The organism is Arthrobacter sp. RIT-PI-e, assembly GCF_001187915.1.
In the GTDB taxonomy this organism is placed as follows: domain Bacteria; phylum Actinomycetota; class Actinomycetes; order Actinomycetales; family Micrococcaceae; genus Arthrobacter_D.
Map to the genome: position 1 here is coordinate 1 of NZ_LGIU01000042.1, position 16,217 is coordinate 16,217.

11 protein-coding genes and 1 pseudogene are annotated in these 16,217 nt (G+C 64.9%); 3 read left to right on the plus strand and 9 right to left on the minus strand.

Annotated elements, in window-relative coordinates; genetic code table 11:
• Positions 1-861, plus strand: an 861-nt coding sequence (locus AC792_RS03825; RefSeq protein ID WP_235436342.1) for a glycoside hydrolase family 6 protein, incomplete at its 5' end; no start/stop codon positions are given.
• A gap of 32 nt (positions 862-893) precedes the next feature.
• Here AC792_RS03825 and AC792_RS03830 read toward each other — a convergent pair.
• From AC792_RS03830 to AC792_RS03860, 7 genes are all read right to left on the minus strand, one after another.
• Positions 894-1,514: a PIG-L deacetylase family protein gene (locus tag AC792_RS03830; protein WP_049829256.1), complete on the minus strand. Its 621-nt coding sequence runs from the start codon at positions 1,512-1,514 to the stop codon at positions 894-896.
• Positions 1,511-2,530: a glycoside hydrolase family 26 protein gene (locus AC792_RS03835; RefSeq protein WP_049829257.1), complete on the minus strand. Its 1,020-nt coding sequence runs from the start codon at positions 2,528-2,530 to the stop codon at positions 1,511-1,513. The genes AC792_RS03830 and AC792_RS03835 overlap by 4 nt, the downstream gene beginning before the upstream one ends.
• On the minus strand, positions 2,493-4,034 hold the full coding sequence (locus tag AC792_RS03840) for an ArnT family glycosyltransferase (RefSeq protein ID WP_049829258.1): 1,542 nt from the start codon (positions 4,032-4,034) through the stop codon (positions 2,493-2,495). The genes AC792_RS03835 and AC792_RS03840 overlap by 38 nt, the downstream gene beginning before the upstream one ends.
• A complete protein-coding gene (locus AC792_RS03845; RefSeq protein ID WP_049829259.1) occupies positions 4,031-5,704 on the minus strand; it encodes a glycosyltransferase family 2 protein in 1,674 nt (557 codons plus the stop codon). The genes AC792_RS03840 and AC792_RS03845 overlap by 4 nt, the downstream gene beginning before the upstream one ends.
• Before the next feature lie 75 nt (positions 5,705-5,779).
• The gene (locus AC792_RS03850; protein WP_152916004.1) at positions 5,780-6,631 is read right to left on the minus strand and encodes a hypothetical protein; all 852 of its coding nucleotides are present in this window, start codon (positions 6,629-6,631) and stop codon (positions 5,780-5,782) included.
• Entirely contained in the window at positions 6,628-9,324 is a 2,697-nt protein-coding gene (locus tag AC792_RS03855; protein ID WP_049829261.1) for a galactose oxidase early set domain-containing protein, read from the minus strand. Before AC792_RS03855 ends, AC792_RS03850 begins: the two co-directional genes overlap by 4 nt.
• On the minus strand, positions 9,321-9,851 hold the full coding sequence (locus AC792_RS03860; RefSeq protein WP_049829262.1) for a GtrA family protein: 531 nt from the start codon (positions 9,849-9,851) through the stop codon (positions 9,321-9,323). The genes AC792_RS03855 and AC792_RS03860 overlap by 4 nt, the downstream gene beginning before the upstream one ends.
• Positions 9,852-10,627: 776 nt before the next feature.
• On the opposite strand from AC792_RS03860, the gene AC792_RS03865 reads away from it, so the two are divergent.
• Complete coding sequence (locus AC792_RS03865) at positions 10,628-10,972, plus strand: VanZ family protein (RefSeq protein WP_235436345.1); 345 nt, start codon at positions 10,628-10,630, stop codon at positions 10,970-10,972.
• A 603-nt stretch (positions 10,973-11,575) separates the two neighbouring features.
• Here AC792_RS03865 and AC792_RS03870 read toward each other — a convergent pair.
• Together AC792_RS03870 and AC792_RS16110 are read right to left on the minus strand one after the other, a co-directional pair.
• Positions 11,576-12,884, minus strand: a pseudogene (locus tag AC792_RS03870) (ISL3 family transposase).
• Positions 12,885-13,063: 179 nt separating this feature from the next.
• The gene (locus AC792_RS16110; protein ID WP_160317599.1) at positions 13,064-14,512 is read right to left on the minus strand and encodes a lipopolysaccharide biosynthesis protein; all 1,449 of its coding nucleotides are present in this window, start codon (positions 14,510-14,512) and stop codon (positions 13,064-13,066) included.
• 882 nt (positions 14,513-15,394) lie between these two features.
• On the opposite strand from AC792_RS16110, the gene AC792_RS18145 reads away from it, so the two are divergent.
• Complete coding sequence (locus AC792_RS18145; protein WP_442853597.1) at positions 15,395-16,108, plus strand: O-antigen ligase family protein; 714 nt, start codon at positions 15,395-15,397, stop codon at positions 16,106-16,108.
• The last annotated feature ends 109 nt before the right edge of the window (positions 16,109-16,217 follow it).

A 16,217-nucleotide genomic window follows, 5' to 3' on the forward strand; every position in this document is an offset into this window, starting at 1 on the left:
CCGCCATCCCCCGTGGCCCCCGCGCCCCCGAAGGGTACGACCACCGCCGTGCTCTACAACGGCCCCAAGCAGGTCGACCAGTTCGCCGGCTACGACATCCTGAAGTCCGTCCCGACCGCCCGCTGGTACGCAGGAGGAACACCCTCGGAGGTCCAGGCCCACGCCCGGCAGTGGGTCGCTGCCGCGGACGGGAAGATCGCGACGCTGCTCGTCTACAACGCTCCGGTACGGGACAACGGCAGCCACTCCGCCGGGGGCGCGGCCAATCTCGCCGAGTACCGGACGTGGATCGACGGCCTCACCGCGGGCATCGGCACCGCACCCGTGATCGTCTCCGTGGAGCCGGATGCCCTCGGCCATCTCGGCGACCTGACCCAGGCCCAGCAGGCGGAACGCCTCGAGTGCATCAAGTACGCGGTGCAGAAGCTGAAGGCCAATCCCAACGCGAAGGTCTACGTCGACGCCTCCACCTGGGTGGGCGCCACCGAGATGGCGGACCGCATCAAGCGCGTCATCCCGGCGGGGGTCACCATCGACGGCATCAGCGTGAACGTGTCCGCCTACAACTCGAACGCCTCCGTGATCGACTACGGGAACAAGGTGGTCGCAGCCTCTGGTCTCCCGTGGAGGATGATCGTGGACACGAGCCGGAACGGCATGGCCACGGCGAGCACCTGGTGCAATCCCTCCGGGCAGGGGATCGGGAAGCTGCCGACGCTCACCCCTGGCGTCCCCGGCGTCGATGCCTTCCTCTGGCTCAAGGCCCCCGGCGAGTCGGACGGCGAGTGCAACGGCGGTCCGCACGCGGGTGCGTTCTTCCACGAGCACGCCCAGGAGCTCGTGCGCAACGCACGTCTCTGAGCAGCCACCCGGCCCCCAGGTGGTGACTGCTCCTAGACGTCCAGGAGCAGTCGGTGGGGCATGAACCCCTCGGCGGCCTCCACCCGGGCCTGGAAACCCCGGTAGCCCGCCTGGGTCATGACCAGCGAGGTGGAGGCCATCGAGGAGTTGGCTACCTGGCTCGTGTGCGCACTCAGTGCGTCGTGCTTCTTGCCGAGCGTGGCCGTGATGTCCACGAACACGCTGGGATTGAACGAGTGGCTGGACGGGCTGTCGTAGCACAGCACGCGGCGTGCGTGCCGGGCGGCGCCCCACGTGGCCTCGGCCACGGCACGGTGGTCCTGGTGGCTGTCGAGGCTCCCGTGGGTGTACACCACCTCGGCCCGCGTCTGTTTGATGACCCGCTCGATGGTGTGCACGAGGTCGAGTTCGTAGTTGCTCACCCTGCCGTCGGGCAGTTCGCCCCAGAACAGGCAGTGCCGCGGCACGCCGAGGATCTCGGCTGCGGCGACCTGCTCCTCCACGCGGGCGGCGACCTCGCCGGGGCCCGCCTCACCGGTGGTGATCACCAGCATGTGGACGTCGTCGCCCGAGGACACGTGGCGGGCCAGGGTGCCGCCGCAGCCGAGTTCGATGTCGTCGGGATGGCTGCCGATCGCGAGAATACTGGTCATTGGACTCCCATTTCTTCCTGGTGGTGATCACTGCGTGGATGGATGCGTCCCGCGTACTGCGGGGCGCGGGGTAGCTCGGTCCGGTGTACTTCCAGGGCGTCCTGGTCGCCGTCGAGGACGAACTGGGCGGTGTGGAACCAGCAGACCGTGGTCATCCGCGGGAACTGCTGCGAGCGGTAGGTCCGCCGGTACCACTCGGCGGCGTTCTCCTGGGAGTCCAGGCCGGTCTCCCCGACCCAGTACTCCGCGGTGGGGTGCAGTGCGGTGATCCGGCGGTACGGGTCTCGGTGGATCTGGTCGAAGGACCCGCCGGCCGAGCCGTTCCAGGCGTAGGAGTCGACACCGACGATGTCCACCCACTCCGCACCGGGCCACAGCTCCTCCATGCTCGGGCCTCCCACGTCGCCGCCGTTCATGCACCAGTAGAAGCTCACGGAGTCCGAGTCGGGGACGGTGCGGGCGAGGCGCACCACGTGCCGCCAGGCGTCCTTCCACTGCTCGGCGTCACGAACGTACCCGCGTCCCGAGCCCGGTGCCCAGTCGTACCAGTTGCCGTTGGACTCATGGAACGGGCGCAGGACCACCAGGTGCGGGTACCGGGCCGCAGCCGCGACGTAGGTGCGGATGTACTCGTCGTGGTCACCGCGCAGGATCGAGTCGAAGTCGATCCCGAACGGTTCCCAGCACAGGAGGACGTCGTACTCCCCGCGTTCCGCCAGGGCGGCGGCCTCGGCCTCGAGCCAGCTGCTCCCCCACGCCTGGAACCAGGACGCGACCGGGAGCGGAGTGCCACCGAGTCGTTCCTCCAGCGCGAAGTGGGGGTCGATCGGGTACGGCTCGTTGGCCGCGTAAGCGCCGAAACGGCACCGGGTCACGAGGTCGGTGCCGATCTCCTCCGGGGTATCCCTCCGGAGGAGACCGGCACCGATCACCCCCACGAGCGCGCTCCCCAGGACGTACCGGCGGGTGATCCCACCGTCATCCCTCGTCGGCTGCTGCTCCGCGCGGAGCCTCATAGTTCTCCCAGACCTGGTAGACATCGGGACCGTAGGAGTTCTGGAGGTCGATCGTGTGCGTCAGCTCGTACCCGAAGGACTCCATCTCGCCCATGAGCTCACGGCTCTCCTGGGTGGTGCCGTCCAGGTAGACGTACTGCCAGTAGCGGTCGCGCAACCCTGCTTCGGCGGCCTCCATGCCTCGCTGGCCGTCGTAGTAGATGGAGTCGGTGGTGGTCCACTGCCAGTCCTCGGTCTCGTGCATGAACCGGTACCGGAGCGGCTCCCCCACGTCCCCGAGGGTGCGCATATAGGGGGTTGCCTCCCAGGAATACGCCATGATGTCGGAGAGCTCCTGGGTGTTGGACCATCCCTCGTACAGGTGGTGGCTCGAGGCGAGGCCCACGATCCCCATGACCATGATCACGCCGGCGGAGACCACCCGGCGGATCGGGTGGACGATAGGGGCCGAGAGCAGCGCGCCGATGGCGAGGCAGATGAACACCAGGCCGAAGGTCAGGTGCTTCTCGAGCGAGACGCTCTCGCCGATGTAGGCCTGATAGACGGCGGGCGCGAGCATCGCACCGAGCAGCACCAGGGCCAGCAGCGGGCGCCGCAGCCTCAGCGCGATGTAGCATGCCGCGACAAGGCCCACCAGCAGGTAGGGCCAGATGCTCTCCAGTGTCAGCAGGGCGATGTCCTGCCAGGACGCGTTGACGATCGCGCTCCGGTTGGTCGTGGTGCTGGTCAACCCCTGGAGTGCCGGACGGCCGACGGTCAGACCGACGACGGCGAGGATCCCGGCGGTGAGCAGACCGGCGAGGCCGGCGAACCGGATACTGCGCCAGCGCTGACCGGGTGCGAACCAGATGACCGCGAGGACGAAGGGCACGAACATCAGCGCCGCGTACTTGGAGATCACCGCGAGGGAGAGCAGCACGGCCACCACGGGAACCAGGGCGTACTGACGCCTCTGCACACCCCGCACCCCGGCGGCCATGGCCAGGGCGAGCAGCGAGAGCGCCATGGCGTCGAAGGTCGCGAAGTGCCCGAGGAACATGGTGGGGCCCGCCACGGCGAAGGACGCCGCGGCCCAGAACGCCGCCTTGGTGTGGAACATGCGCTTGGCCACCGCATGGATGGCCACGGTCGCGGCGAGCATCCACAGCAGGCTGAAGATGCGCGTCAGCTCGAGACCGCCCACCCGGTCCAGCACCGAGGCGATCACGGGGTAGACCGCGGGAGCGCCGGAGAAGTACTGCGCGGGCTCGTCGGACAGCGGGGTGCCGTGGAGCCAGTTCTCGATGATCCGGTAGCCGGTCCAGATGTACAGGCCCTCGTCACGCTGGATGGTGTTGCTCAGCCGGAGAGAGGCAGCTGCCTGGATCAGGAGGATCAGCGCCAGGGGCAGGTGCCGCATCCAGGACCGGGCCCTGTCTCGGATCCTGAGGGGCAGGAAAGAGGCGACCGCGTGCTCCCAGACGGGAGTCCGCTCCTCGGGGCGGTTCGGGGCGATGGTGCTCATGCGCGTGATCCCTCTTTCTCACCGGAGGTGCGAAGCATCTCGTCGAGGTTGGACATCTCGCCGGCGCTACCGTCGTCCACGTGCTTGGCACGCTTCGTGCGGGAGGGCAGCTTGAAGGAGGGCAGGTCGATGCCCAGGGCCAGGAGGAACACGGGGACGAAGACGTAGGCGTTGATGCCCACGAACACCACGGCGGCCCACCAGTCGGTCAGGGAGTACTCGGGCTGGGACAGCCGCCAGACCAGACCCACCAGCACGGCGCCGAAGGTGACGCCGACGTACCCGACGATCAGGCGCTTGACCTTCACGGCCAGGGGTGCGGGCTTGGTGCTGCCGTGGCTGGGGACCCACTCCGAGGTCCGTCCGAAGAAGACGTCGTAGATGGCCACCGCGTGGGTGAAGGAGTAGATGAGCTGCGCGCGCAGGACATCCAGGCGCCAGCGGGAGGTGAGCAGCTTGGGGTAGACCACGAGCCAGAGCGCCAGCAGGGGCACCAGCGGGAGGAAGTTCCACGCGGACATGTACTGCGGGAAGACCAGGATCATGATGAGGATCGGCAGCGGCGCGAAGAACGCGTTCATGGCCGTGGTGGCGTAGTAGAAGAAACCCGACCAGAAGGACATCCGCTGGCGTGTGTCCATGTCCGTGTTCGTGTGGAAGGCCTCGCCCTGGACGATCTCCATGGAGCCCTCGCACCACCGGTACTGCTGGGTGATGAAGGAGTCGATGGAGTCGGGGCAGATGCCCTGCGACAGGTTCACGGGCACGTACTGGAGCCGGTACCCGAGCTTGTCCATCTCGATACCGGTGAAGACGTCCTCGGAGTGCGCGATGGCGGGGAAGCCGCCGATCGCGTCCAGCGCGCTGCGCCGGTACAGGGCCGAGGTGCCGCAGCAGATCGCGGCGTTCACGGAGTCGCGGCTGACCTGGATGAGGCGGTAGAAGATCTCCTGGGTGGCGCCGGCCGCGCGCTCCAGCCAGTGCATCGACTTGGGGGTGGAGAAGAACTGCGGGCTCTGGACGATACCCACGGAGGGGTCGTCCAGGTAGGGCACGAGCTCGGAGAGGAACTCGGGGCGCGGCACGAAGTCGGCGTCGAAGATCGCGATGACGTCGCCCTCGGTACGGTCGAAGGCGTACCGGAGGTTGCCGGCCTTCTTCAGTTCGCTGCCGGGACGGGCGATGTACTCGAAGCCGTGCTCCTCGGCGGCGATGCGCACCTCCTCGCGGGCCATGTCGTCGAGCACGTAGGTGGTGGTGGTGCCCGGGTACGCGAGGGCACCGACGTAGCCGTAGGTGTTCCGCAGGATCTCGATCGGCTCACCGGCGGTGGGCAGGAACACGTCCACCGAGGGGTAGGCCTCGGGTGCCCAGGTCTCCACGGTGAACTGGTGGTCGGGCAGGGTCACGCTGCGCCGGTAGGTCGAGGTCCGCAGACCCAGGAGGGTCTCCCCCGCGTACAGGGCGAGCGGGAGCAGGAAGATCAACGTCCAGTACTCCATGCGCGAGAAGCCGTAGAAGCTGATCGCTATGCCCAGGAAGGCCAGGGCGTGGGCCCAGAAGAACCAGCGGTGCTGGCCGCCCTTGATGTAGGCGTACTTCTCCTGGTCGTTCGGTGGGGCTACCAGCGTGTGCTGGTGTTCATCGGTGCGGGTGGCGAGCGATGTCATGTCTCTCCAGAGGGGGAAGCGGCGGAAGATCGGGGATCAGGGTGAGTGGATGGGGAAGGTGAGTACGTGCGGTACTCACGCGCAGGCGACGCCGTTGCCGTCCTCGTCGAGCCCGAGCGGGTCGGTACCCGGGACCTGGAGGGGGATCCCCTCGGGGAAGAGCGTCAGCAGCTCCTCGCACGTCCAGGCGATCTCGGCCCCGTGCCCGGAATGCTGTGCGGCACTCGGCGGTGCGACCGGCAGGCAGGAGCGCCCGTCACCGTAACCCGGCGCGCAACCACCGGTACGGGCGGCGTCGTTGACCCCGGCGTCCTGTTCCCCGCGGGCCAGGGAACGCATCTGGAGACCCGGGGCCTGCTTCGCGGTGCCCTTGTTGACGCCCGGACCTGCCGGCCCGACCCCGGCCGCCGCAATGCCGTGGGGCTTGGCGAGTGCCTCCCCGAGACTCTGCGGCTTGCCCTTGCCGTTGTTGTTCCCGGCGGCTGCGGGGAGCTCGGGCAGCGGCGCCACCCGGACCTCCTGGCCCGGCGCCCCGGCCGCGTTTCCCGGCGCGGGGGGCTTCGAGCCGTTGCCACCCGTACGTCCGGGGGCGGTGTCCGAGGCGTTGCCGCCCGGACGGCCCGGGGCCGCGTTGTCCGAGGTGCGCTCGGACGGCGATATCGCCGAGAGCTGGAGGTCATCGCCCTGCTCGTCCGCCGCAGGGGCGGAACCGGCCGGGTCGACGCCGTGGTCGTGGGTCGCCTCGGTTCCGGGCTCCGCGGAGGCCACGCCGCTCTCCACGGAACCGTGGGTCGAGTGCTGCGACTCGGCGGCGAGCGGGAAGTCGTCCGGCACGGAGGTGGTGGTGCCGATCAGGGCCGTGACCCCGAGCAGTGCCGCCACGGCCGAGGTCCCGGCCATCATGAGGGTGCGCTTCTTCATTCTCATCGTCCGATCGTGATCCAGCGGGCCACCGAGACGGCACCCTTCTCGTCCAGGACCGTGAGCATGTACGGGCCGGGGGGCAGCAGCGCCGCGTTGCTCGGTACTGCCGCGGTCCTGGTGGCACCGGTGCCCGTGATGGGCAGGTCCACGAGGCGGGTGTTGGTGTCCATCTGGTGGGTCGAGGACATCGGGCTGGTCAGCGAGGCGCTCGCCACGGTGCCGGTGACCCCGAGGTTGATGGACTGGCCGTACTTGGCGGTGGCCGGCGCGGAGGTCACGGTGGGGCGGGTCCCCTTGAAGAGGTACGGCGGGTTGTAGATGGACACGCGCATCTCCACGGAGCCGTCGATCGGGTTGGAGCCGAGGATCATGACCCGGCCGTCCGGCAGGAGCATGTTCATCGAGTGGTAGTTGCGCCCCACCGGGTCGGCCGGCACGGTGATCCATGCGTTGGTGGACGGCGTGTAGATCGAGGCCGCGCTGATGTTGCCCGTTCGGTTGCCCGTGGCGCCGTTCGAGGCCAGGACGGTGCGGTCGAACATGTTGGTGAGGTTCAGGTACTGGCGTCCTGGGCCCGGCAGGGCCGGTCCCGGCTTCCAGGAAGGAGTGGCCTCGTTCATGTCGATGATGTCCACCGAGTTGGTCGGCGCCGCTCCCCTGTCGATGTACCCGCCGCCGGCGATCATGAAGCGCTGGTTCTGTGCGGGCGGCAGGAGCACGGAGCCCGCGTGGTCGCGCAGGTCCTTGTCCCGGAGACCCTGGACGTCGGCGATCTGCGCCGTCCGCCAGTTGTAGAGGGAGGAGCCGCTGCCCGGGCGCTGGTCACCGAAGGTGTGGGCACCGGTGTAGAAGAGGCGTCCGTCACCCAGGAGGAACATGTGGGGGTACTCGCCCCAGTAGCTCCAGGTCTGGGGAACCTGCGCCGTCGGCAGCCAGGAGCTGGTCGGGGTGTTGAACATCTCGGTGGTGTGCGCACCGTATCCGCCGGCCTCGTCGGTGAGACCACCGCCCATCCAGACGTTGCCGTTCTCCAGCTTGGTCAGGGTGGGGTACCAGTGACCCTCGTTGGCGTCGTTCGTCCGGGTGAACTGGTTGGTGGCCGGATCGAAGATGTAGGAGGAGCGCAGGCCCTTGAATCCACTGATCGGCGTCCACCACTCCTTGGTGCCTCCCTGGATGAGGATGCGGCCGTCGGGCAGGGTGACGTGCCCGGCGCAGAACATGTCCTCCGGGGTGGGGACCTGGATCATCGCGCCGGTGGTGGGGTTCCAGACATGCGTGGTGAAGGAGCCGGCGTCGAAGTTCGCCTCGTCGTTGCCCGACCCGGCGATCACCAGGACCCTGCCGTCACGCAGCAGTGTCTGGTGGATGCCGCGGTTGGGCAGGGTCACCGAGGCGATCTGCCACTCACCGGTGGTGGCGCGGGGGTCCGCGGGTGCCGGCGTGGTGGTAGGTGGCGTGGTGGGGGGCGTGGTGGTGTTGGTCGTGGGCCGCAGCGTCCATCCGGTGGACATGACGGTCCCGTTGCCCACGGCAGCCATCCCGAAGGACACCCGGGTGGTGCCGGCCGGGAGCGCGGGGAGCTCGGCGCTGACGCTCGTCCAGCCGGTCGCGGCGGGCCGCGGCCGCAGGGTGGTCCAGTACTCCCAGCCACCCGTGGAGGTGGCGGTGAACAGCGGGATGGCGTTGGTGGCCACGGTGGACTTGTACTGCACACCGAGCGTGTACTTGGCGGCCGGGTCCACGGTCGGGGCGCACCCGGCGGCGTCCGAGGCCATGATCTTGGCGTCGCCGCTCTGGTAGCCGGTCACCGTGTAGGCGAAGCTGCGGGTGCCGGCCGGGGAACCGGCCGGGACGTCCGTGGTGGACAGCGCGGCAGTACGGTTGTGCACGCCCCAGGAACCGTCCACCCAGCAGGCGGGCAGATTCGCGCCCGTGGTGTGGTTGCCGTTCGCCACCAGGTTGGTGGCGGTGGTCGGCGTCGCCGTCGGTGTTGTCTGGGGTGAGGGCTGGGCCGACGGCGAAGCCGAAGGAGTGGGGGTCGGCTGGGGTGCAGGTGAGGCCGACGGCGATGGAGATGAGGTCGGCGTCGGCGAGGGGACCGGCGTGGGCTGCGGCGCGGCGCCGGTGTTCAGGGTGATCGTGGTGAACCCCGTGAGGCCCGGCGTGCCGAAGTCGGTGCGCCACTCGTCGTCGTGGGTGTGCGCCTGGACGCGGTAGGTACCGGACGGGAGTGCGTACTGGCGGGGCGGGCCGTCCGGGAGCCGCGGGGGCTGGTCTCCGTCCCCTCCCACGGCGATGGTGCCATTGGCAGGGACGGTGAAGCGGGCCTGGAACGTGCCGTCGGCGGCGGTGCCCGACGCCGGGACGGTGGACACGCCGATGTTGATCATGTCGTCCACGTTGTTGGGGTACTGGTCCGAGAAGTCGGTGGGGGCACCCTTGGTCTTGTCCGCGTACAGCCACCACTCGACCTGGCGCACTCCCGCCGTCGGGCCGCTGGGGCCGGGGGTGTCCTTGACGGTGGCGCTCAGCTGCATGGCCTGACCGGCGGTGAAGGTGGCGTTGCTCGCGGGCGCAGTCAGGGTACCGGTGGGCAGGGCCGCCTGCGCGGCGGAGGGAAGGGCCACCAGGGCTGTGGTGACGAAGCCGACGGCGATCAGGGCTGCTGCAATACGGGGACGACGTCGTCTCATGCGATTTTCACTCCAACGGGTTCAGCGGGATCAACGGGGTCCACCGGGGCAAGGGCACCGGGGACGAGGGAGGGGGCCACGGGCACTTCGGTGGAGGGGCTGCTCTTGTAGACGAACCGGGACGTGAAGGTGAAGCGCGCCAGGAAGGCCACGGCCAGGGTCAGCGCCTGGGCCAGGACCCCGGGGACCTGGAGCATCTCCACCAGGAGGATCAGCACCGGGATGCGGGCCAGGGTCTCCAGGTTGTTGAAGCCGAAGCTGATGAGGAAACGCTGGTACAGCGGCCGTTGGGCCTGCGTGCCGTTGAAGACCACGCGCTCCTGCATGAGGAAGTTCGTGACGATGGTCAGTTCGGTGGCAATGATGGCCGCCGGCAGGTAGTGGGTGCCGGCGCCGAGCAGCAGCGCCATGATGCCGAGGTTGAGCACCGTGCCGATCACGCCCACCCCGGCGAACCTGATCATCCTGCTGGAGAGCAGGTCGGCCAGACGGCGTGTGACCGTGACCGGTGTGTTGGTCGGGACCATGGACATTCCTTCAGGTGGATGAATCCGTCGACCCGGCGAAGCGCAGTGGCATGTCCGGGTCGACGAGCGAGGAGCACGTCCGAGACATGCAGAAATGGCGCTGGCCGTCATTGGCTGCGCGTCCGGGCGCTGGGGAGAGCGGGGTGAGAGTCAGGGCTCAGTCGCAGCGGACGAAGTGCCGATATGACTGATCCGTCCCGCCGGCTCCCCCGCCCGGTGAGGGGCGAAGTTCGAAGTTCGACGTCTCCGCGGGAACCTGATGATGGGTTCGGCAGTGCGGAGTTGTCGGTGCGTCGACGGGCAGAGCGATCTTCGGCGGTGAGATGGTCTCTCGGTACCGAATTTCGTCCCACAGCAAAAATATGGGGAGTTCCAAGCAGACTCACGAGTGGTTGACACCCGAACTGGGACTCATCTACCTGTGCGGTGATGCGTCAGGTACGTGCTCCGCGCTGGCGGTATCGAGGGTATGGCGTATTAATTACTTGCCCGGTACTCAGTGGCGGAACATATGTGAGGTGGCGCACCTCGATCGATGCAGCAGAGAAGGTCATGACCCAGCCTGCAGTACTGATCCACTCCTAGGGCTGAGTGCTTTGGGGATGCGGTGGTTCACGTGGTGTTCCCGGCCCTCCGCACGCGGTTCAGGGACATCCAGGACTGCAGTTCGCATGTCCTTACGCCCTCCTACTACGCGGTGCCATTTCTGCTGCGCAGCACCATCGAGGAGCAGCAGTGCCCAGCTGCATGGGAGGTGTCCCGGTTGAATGCGCGCCGTGCACCTGAGCACCCAGGACCAGGAGAGGATCACTCCAGCCCTCCGCGCGGAGCTGCAGCGTCTGGGGTTCCCGGGGTGGGTTGACTACGACTTCGTGGAGTTCAGCGCCAACATCGTGATGTTCGTGCCCTTCGGCGTGTTCTTCGTGCTCCTGGCCCCACGCGGCTGGCGGTGGCTGGCCCCGGCCGTGGGCTTCTTCCTCTCCACCCTGATCGAACTCACCCAACTCGTGTTCCTCCCGCAGCGCGTGGCCAGCCTCTACGACGTCCTCGCCAACACCACCGGCGCCCTGATCGGCACCGGCATCGCCTGGCTCCTGCTCGCTGCACGACGACGGCCGTAGAACGACGCCGGCACCGGCCGAGAGGCGGCCGCACTGACCCCGCAGGATCTGTCGTCGTGGCGGATGTCACTCCGACTTCACCTCCGACTGCGACGGTGCCCCTCGGAGAGCCCGCCCCCACTTACCGGTACCCGGCAAAGCCCGCCACCTTCGCCCAAGCATGGGCTGTCGTGAAAACCTGAGCCGCGCACTTCAACGACTACACCGGGTCCCGGAGGAGGAAGCGATACACCCTCGGACCATCGGCCAACTACCCGTGAACTTCACGACATCCACCAATTAGGGGATCAACAACGCCTGCGACGACCTAGAGACCGGGCTCTCCGAAATCCCGCCAGCAAATGCCGGCATCCTTCGGGCGCCGACATGAACGGACATTATTAAGGTCGCTGCCGCGGCTTCCATCACGAACATCATGGGCAACCCGCCCGGTCGTGAGGTCGCGATCATATAGATGGTAGTGGCACCGAGGCCGTCGGGGACGCGGGGAACATTCTCCCGGTAAATCCTTTAGCCCAGACACCGACTACCACGCTCGTCCTGATTAGAGATGCGACAAGCTGGTACGAGAAGTGCCGCTGCATCAACTGATAGTAAAGAGGCTCATCGTAATTGAGAGTGGAGACAGGGTTTGAAGCCGCCGGATTCGAGCAGCAATTTGGCGATGTAGTGGGTGATATTCCTGAAGCCTAGGGCTGATCCGCGCAGGTGCTCGAGCCGCCCGCTAATCGCCTCCATCGGACCATTCGAGGTACCGGAGCGGTCGAAGGACGAGAGGACATCATTGGCACGTTGTTTGAGGGTTTGGCCGAGTCGGCGGATCTCGATCAGCGCACCGGGCACGCCGGTGGTAACCGCGTCGATGACGGCCCGTATGATTTCTTTCCCCTTCCTCTTGTCGGATCCCCGGTACGCGGTGACGATCCGCTGGTAAACACCCCAGGTCGCCTCCACCTCGACGTGGTCCACCCTCGAAGACAGCGAGGAGGCGCGCTTACTGCTTGTCGGTGAGGAGATGCACGCCGGTATGCAAGGTCCGTCAAGCCTTATAAAGCGGGTCATCGGAACGGCCGCGATGCCCGGTCGTGGTCTGCTGAACACGTTGCCGGCACCGATCCAAACCATCCCTGGCCAACCGCACGACGTGGAACGGGTCCATGACCGGAACCGCGTCGGGAAGTTCTTCCGCGGTGGCGGTCTTAAAGCCGGTGAATCCATCCATTGCCACGACTTTCACCTCGTCCCGCCAGTCCTGCGGACGGGTAGCGAGCCACTGCTTGAATACGAACTTGGAGCGGTCTTCGACCATGTCCAACAGGTGTGCCGGGCCCGTCTTCTCGCGGATTGGCGTCAGATCGATGATCCTGGTCACGAACTTGTCGCCCTTACGGGTGTGGCGCCAGACGTGCTCGTCCACGCCGATCGCGCTCACCCGATCGAACCGGTGCGGATCATCAATCAGGACGCGCTTGCCCTCGGTCAGAACAGCGGTGTTCGCGGTATGCCATGACACGCCGCGACCGGCTGCGACGCGGAAGGCCGTGAGGTGATCGACAACAATTTCGAACAGCGCCCATGTCAGTCCGCGGCGGGGGAGCTTCGCCCTCCACTCGGCTGCTTTCGAGGTGTCCTGCCGCCAGGTGCACCCGCAGTGCTCGCACCGGTAGCGGCGTACCCAAATCAGCAAGGTCGTGGGTCGGTAGCCGAAAAGCTCGTGAGCGAGCCGGCGCGTCACCGTGTCTTTCGGTGCTCCTTCGGCACGACACGTACGGCACCACCGATCAGGTTCAAGGACACGACACTTGAGCACCGCGCGATCCGCAGTCACGAGTTGGCCGATGACTTCGAGACCGAGCTCGTCGAGGCGGCAGAACGTGGTGAGGTCAGGGCGAACGAAGGTAGCGTTAAGCACGTCGAGGTCTTCCGAATGGGCAGTGTGAAAACTTCCATCATCGGAAGGCCTCGACCTGTATGCCGCCTTCGACGCGCCCACCCCGCTTATGTCGACGGCACCCGGCCTCCACCCCCAATTACGAAGAGCCGACAAAGAGATGACCTACCCTTCACTGAATAGGGGCATTTCGTCGTCGATTACCGGCTCCGCACCCTCTTCGCCGCATCGAGTATGAGGAGGCAGTCTTCACGAATTTTTCTGGACAGGAGCACAGCGCCGCTGAGGAAAAATGCGATGAAGAGGGCAAGAATACCTATGTGCAGAAAAGGATCCATGTGATTAAGCAGCAGAAATGAGATCGGGACAGTAATGAGTGTCATAACTGAATACAGTAAGGCGGGGCGGAAAGTTATACGAATCAGGGCCGCACCGTCCACGCCCGTCTTCGGTATGGCATAAACGCTGTTGAGGATGAAAAGTGTGATCTGGCCAGCAGATGATCCGATTGCTACACCAATTGGCCCCCATATCACCCCAACGGTCATCATCAAGAGCATGAGTGTCCGGCCTATGAGGCTATAGCGTAGTTGTAGTCCCGTGTACGCCTTCGCGAGAAAGATCCAGTAGTAGACAAAGCCGAGGGCCTGGACGACTCCACCCACTGCGAGCACTATAAATATGCCTTTGGCTTCATCCCACTGATCGCCGAGCATAATGTCGATCAGTGGGTTGGCGACACAAGCGAGAGCGAAGAAGAGCCCGCCGAATGTATATGCCAGGATCAGCTGAGCTCGCTGGGCGTACTGGTCGAAGCGAGGGTCATCCTGCAATCTGGATAGTACGGGAAGAGCCACCCTCGTCATAGGAGCGCCAATCTGCAGAAGCGGCAGTCTGAATAGTTGGTATGCCCTGTCATAGATACCAAGGGCCGAGGAGCCCGCGATACGTCCGAGGAGGACGCTGTCCGCATTAGACGTGACGTAGGTGAAGATTTGCACGCCAAGAGTGTTCGCGCCAAACCCATACAGACTCCGCATGTTCGTATTGCGGCGGGGCAGTCCAGGTAGCCACCCAGCCGCGGGAACCAACACCAGGAACGTGATTGAGGCGATAACCACTTGTTGAGCAACCAAGGCCCAATATCCAAATCCGTTTAGCGCGATAACTACGGCTACACTGAGCGCAACCGCTTGGGCTGTAACGTCCGCGGCTGCAAGCCATTTGAAACGGAACTTAGATGAGGCTTCGGCGCGGAACTGGGCTGCAAACGCGTTGAGAACGAAACTGATTGACGCTACTTGGGTGACTGCGATTAATTCAGGTCGATTATAGAAGGAAGCAATGGGTCCAGCTAAAAAGTACACACCAGCACCGAGCAACGACCCAAGTCCCACATTTGTCCAGAAGAGGTTTGATCGCTGTGCATTCGTAAGGGTCTGGCTCTGTATCGCTGCCATAGATAGGCCGAAATCACCGAGAACGGTAGCGACGCCAATGATGGCGATAACCATGGCGTACATGCCAAAGTCATCGGGGGCTAGAAGCCTCGCAAGTATGCTGACAGACACAAGCTGGATGAGAAAACGGAGGGCTTGTCCGGTGAAAGTTGCTCCTGCCCCTCGTGCTGCGCTTGAAGCGAGACTCACTGTTCGATCATGCAGAGATGCCGGGCTTCATCTCTGTTTCGTCCTTCGTAGGTTCTCGCTCGATTGGGCCACTGTAGTAGTCGCACCTCCAAGAACCGGGCTCCCGGTACATGATGAAAGTATGGTGCTTCCGGCCGCGGCAGATTTTTCAGCCGATCGATGATGTTGAACACGCGGTACCTACATCCTCCGAGACGTTTAAAATGTCAGCAACACGATATAGGAAGTTGCGTCACCGCTGAGCGAGGCCGCGCTGCCGCAGTGCGAAAATGCGGCCCCGGCGTGCTTCCCAGAGGACACCGATCTGGATGAGAGTATGGACACATGCGCGTTTCTCCCTCGGCTTCGACACCACAACATAGGGAAAGTTCGAAGTTCCAGACCCTCTTAGTTGCACTGGCGTTCCTCATCGCTTCATCCCCGATTGTATTCAGGGACCGACCAGATGCTTTCAATCTCGCGATGGGCTTGATTACTGGCTTGCTTCTCATCTCGGCAAGGCTCCGACTTCGAACCACGGCGGGGCTTGTCCTGTTCGGAGCATGGGCGGTGCTTAGTCTCACGTGGTCCTACGATCTTGCTACTTCCCGTGATGAGATCGTTGCCCTTCTCCTAATTTTGGCTGCCGCTGCCGCTGCCGCAAGTTTCGAACATAGAACAATCATCCGCGGCTTACTTTTTGGAAGTGTAGGCGCTGTACTCGCCAGCTGGGCAACAGGATTACTGATACCGAGTCAGGGAAGGTCCATTGCGTTCGGCGGCGCACTTGTCGGGATCTACGCGCACCGGAACTTTCTCGCCTCGGTCTCCGCCGTGGCACTTGCCCTCTCTTTGGCAGCAATCCTGAACGCATCTAGTCCCAAGTCTCGAAGGAGGGCCCTCATGGCCTTCTTTCTAGCTGGTACGGCAAGTGTCGCAACCCTCAGCGGGTCTGCTGGCGTCCTAACCGTCGTTGTGGTCGGACTTAGCTTGCTGCCGTGGATAGGGCGGAAAATGGGTCCGGTTGGCCGTGTAGCAATTTTACCGCTCGGAATAATTGTAGTGATTACTAGCGGAATCTTACTGGTGCAGTCCCTTCCTCAAATTAGCGCAAGTGTCGGTCGGAGCGCCACGCTGACAGGAAGAACTGATATTTGGGCAATCGTTCTCAATGTCTGGTCAGAAAGGCCCTTTACCGGGTACGGATGGGGCGGAGTTTGGAGGGGGCAGATTGGGGATTGGGTTCGAGCAATTTTCGGATTTGATACAGCACTTTCGGCCCATAATGGCTACCTCGACGTTCTGCTCCAGCTTGGTATTGTCGGCGCTAGTATCGTCGCGCTCCTGTTGCTGGGATCGATTATAAGATCGTGTCGCCTAGCCTTTAGTGACTTGCAGTATGTATGGCTTCCGCTCGTTTTGGGCGCTGTTCTCGTCAATAGCTTCTCCGAGTCTCAGCTAACGCGACCGATTGGAATCTTCCTTATCGCACTCGTCGCAGCGATTAGCCGAGTGGAGATCCGAGCCCGGCGGAAAGCACCGCTAGTGAAAATGGCAGCGGTCAGGGGTAGTACGGCAATGCCAAGAACCCGTATGACGCGCGCGCGTCCCAGATAACTACCACACCAGGTAGGGGAACTAGGTGTTGCGGTCATGACGTTGGTGACGCGCAGAGAGGTCTGGATATGAAGAAGGGGTGGGGCCCCGAGCGCAGGATGGAAGTACC

Coding starts and splice junctions, on each gene's coding strand:
- AC792_RS03835 (WP_049829257.1), bottom strand. CDS start 2,530: ATGAGGCTCCGCGCGGAGCAGCAGCCGACGAGGGATGACGGTGGGATC.
- AC792_RS03840 (WP_049829258.1), bottom strand. CDS start 4,034: ATGAGCACCATCGCCCCGAACCGCCCCGAGGAGCGGACTCCCGTCTGG.
- AC792_RS03860 (WP_049829262.1), bottom strand. CDS start 9,851: ATGGTCCCGACCAACACACCGGTCACGGTCACACGCCGTCTGGCCGAC.
- AC792_RS03845 (WP_049829259.1), bottom strand. CDS start 5,704: ATGACATCGCTCGCCACCCGCACCGATGAACACCAGCACACGCTGGTA.
- AC792_RS03850 (WP_152916004.1), bottom strand. CDS start 6,631: ATGAGAATGAAGAAGCGCACCCTCATGATGGCCGGGACCTCGGCCGTG.
- AC792_RS18145 (WP_442853597.1), top strand. CDS start 15,395: ATGGCCTTCTTTCTAGCTGGTACGGCAAGTGTCGCAACCCTCAGCGGG.
- AC792_RS03830 (WP_049829256.1), bottom strand. CDS start 1,514: ATGACCAGTATTCTCGCGATCGGCAGCCATCCCGACGACATCGAACTC.
- AC792_RS03855 (WP_049829261.1), bottom strand. CDS start 9,324: ATGAGACGACGTCGTCCCCGTATTGCAGCAGCCCTGATCGCCGTCGGC.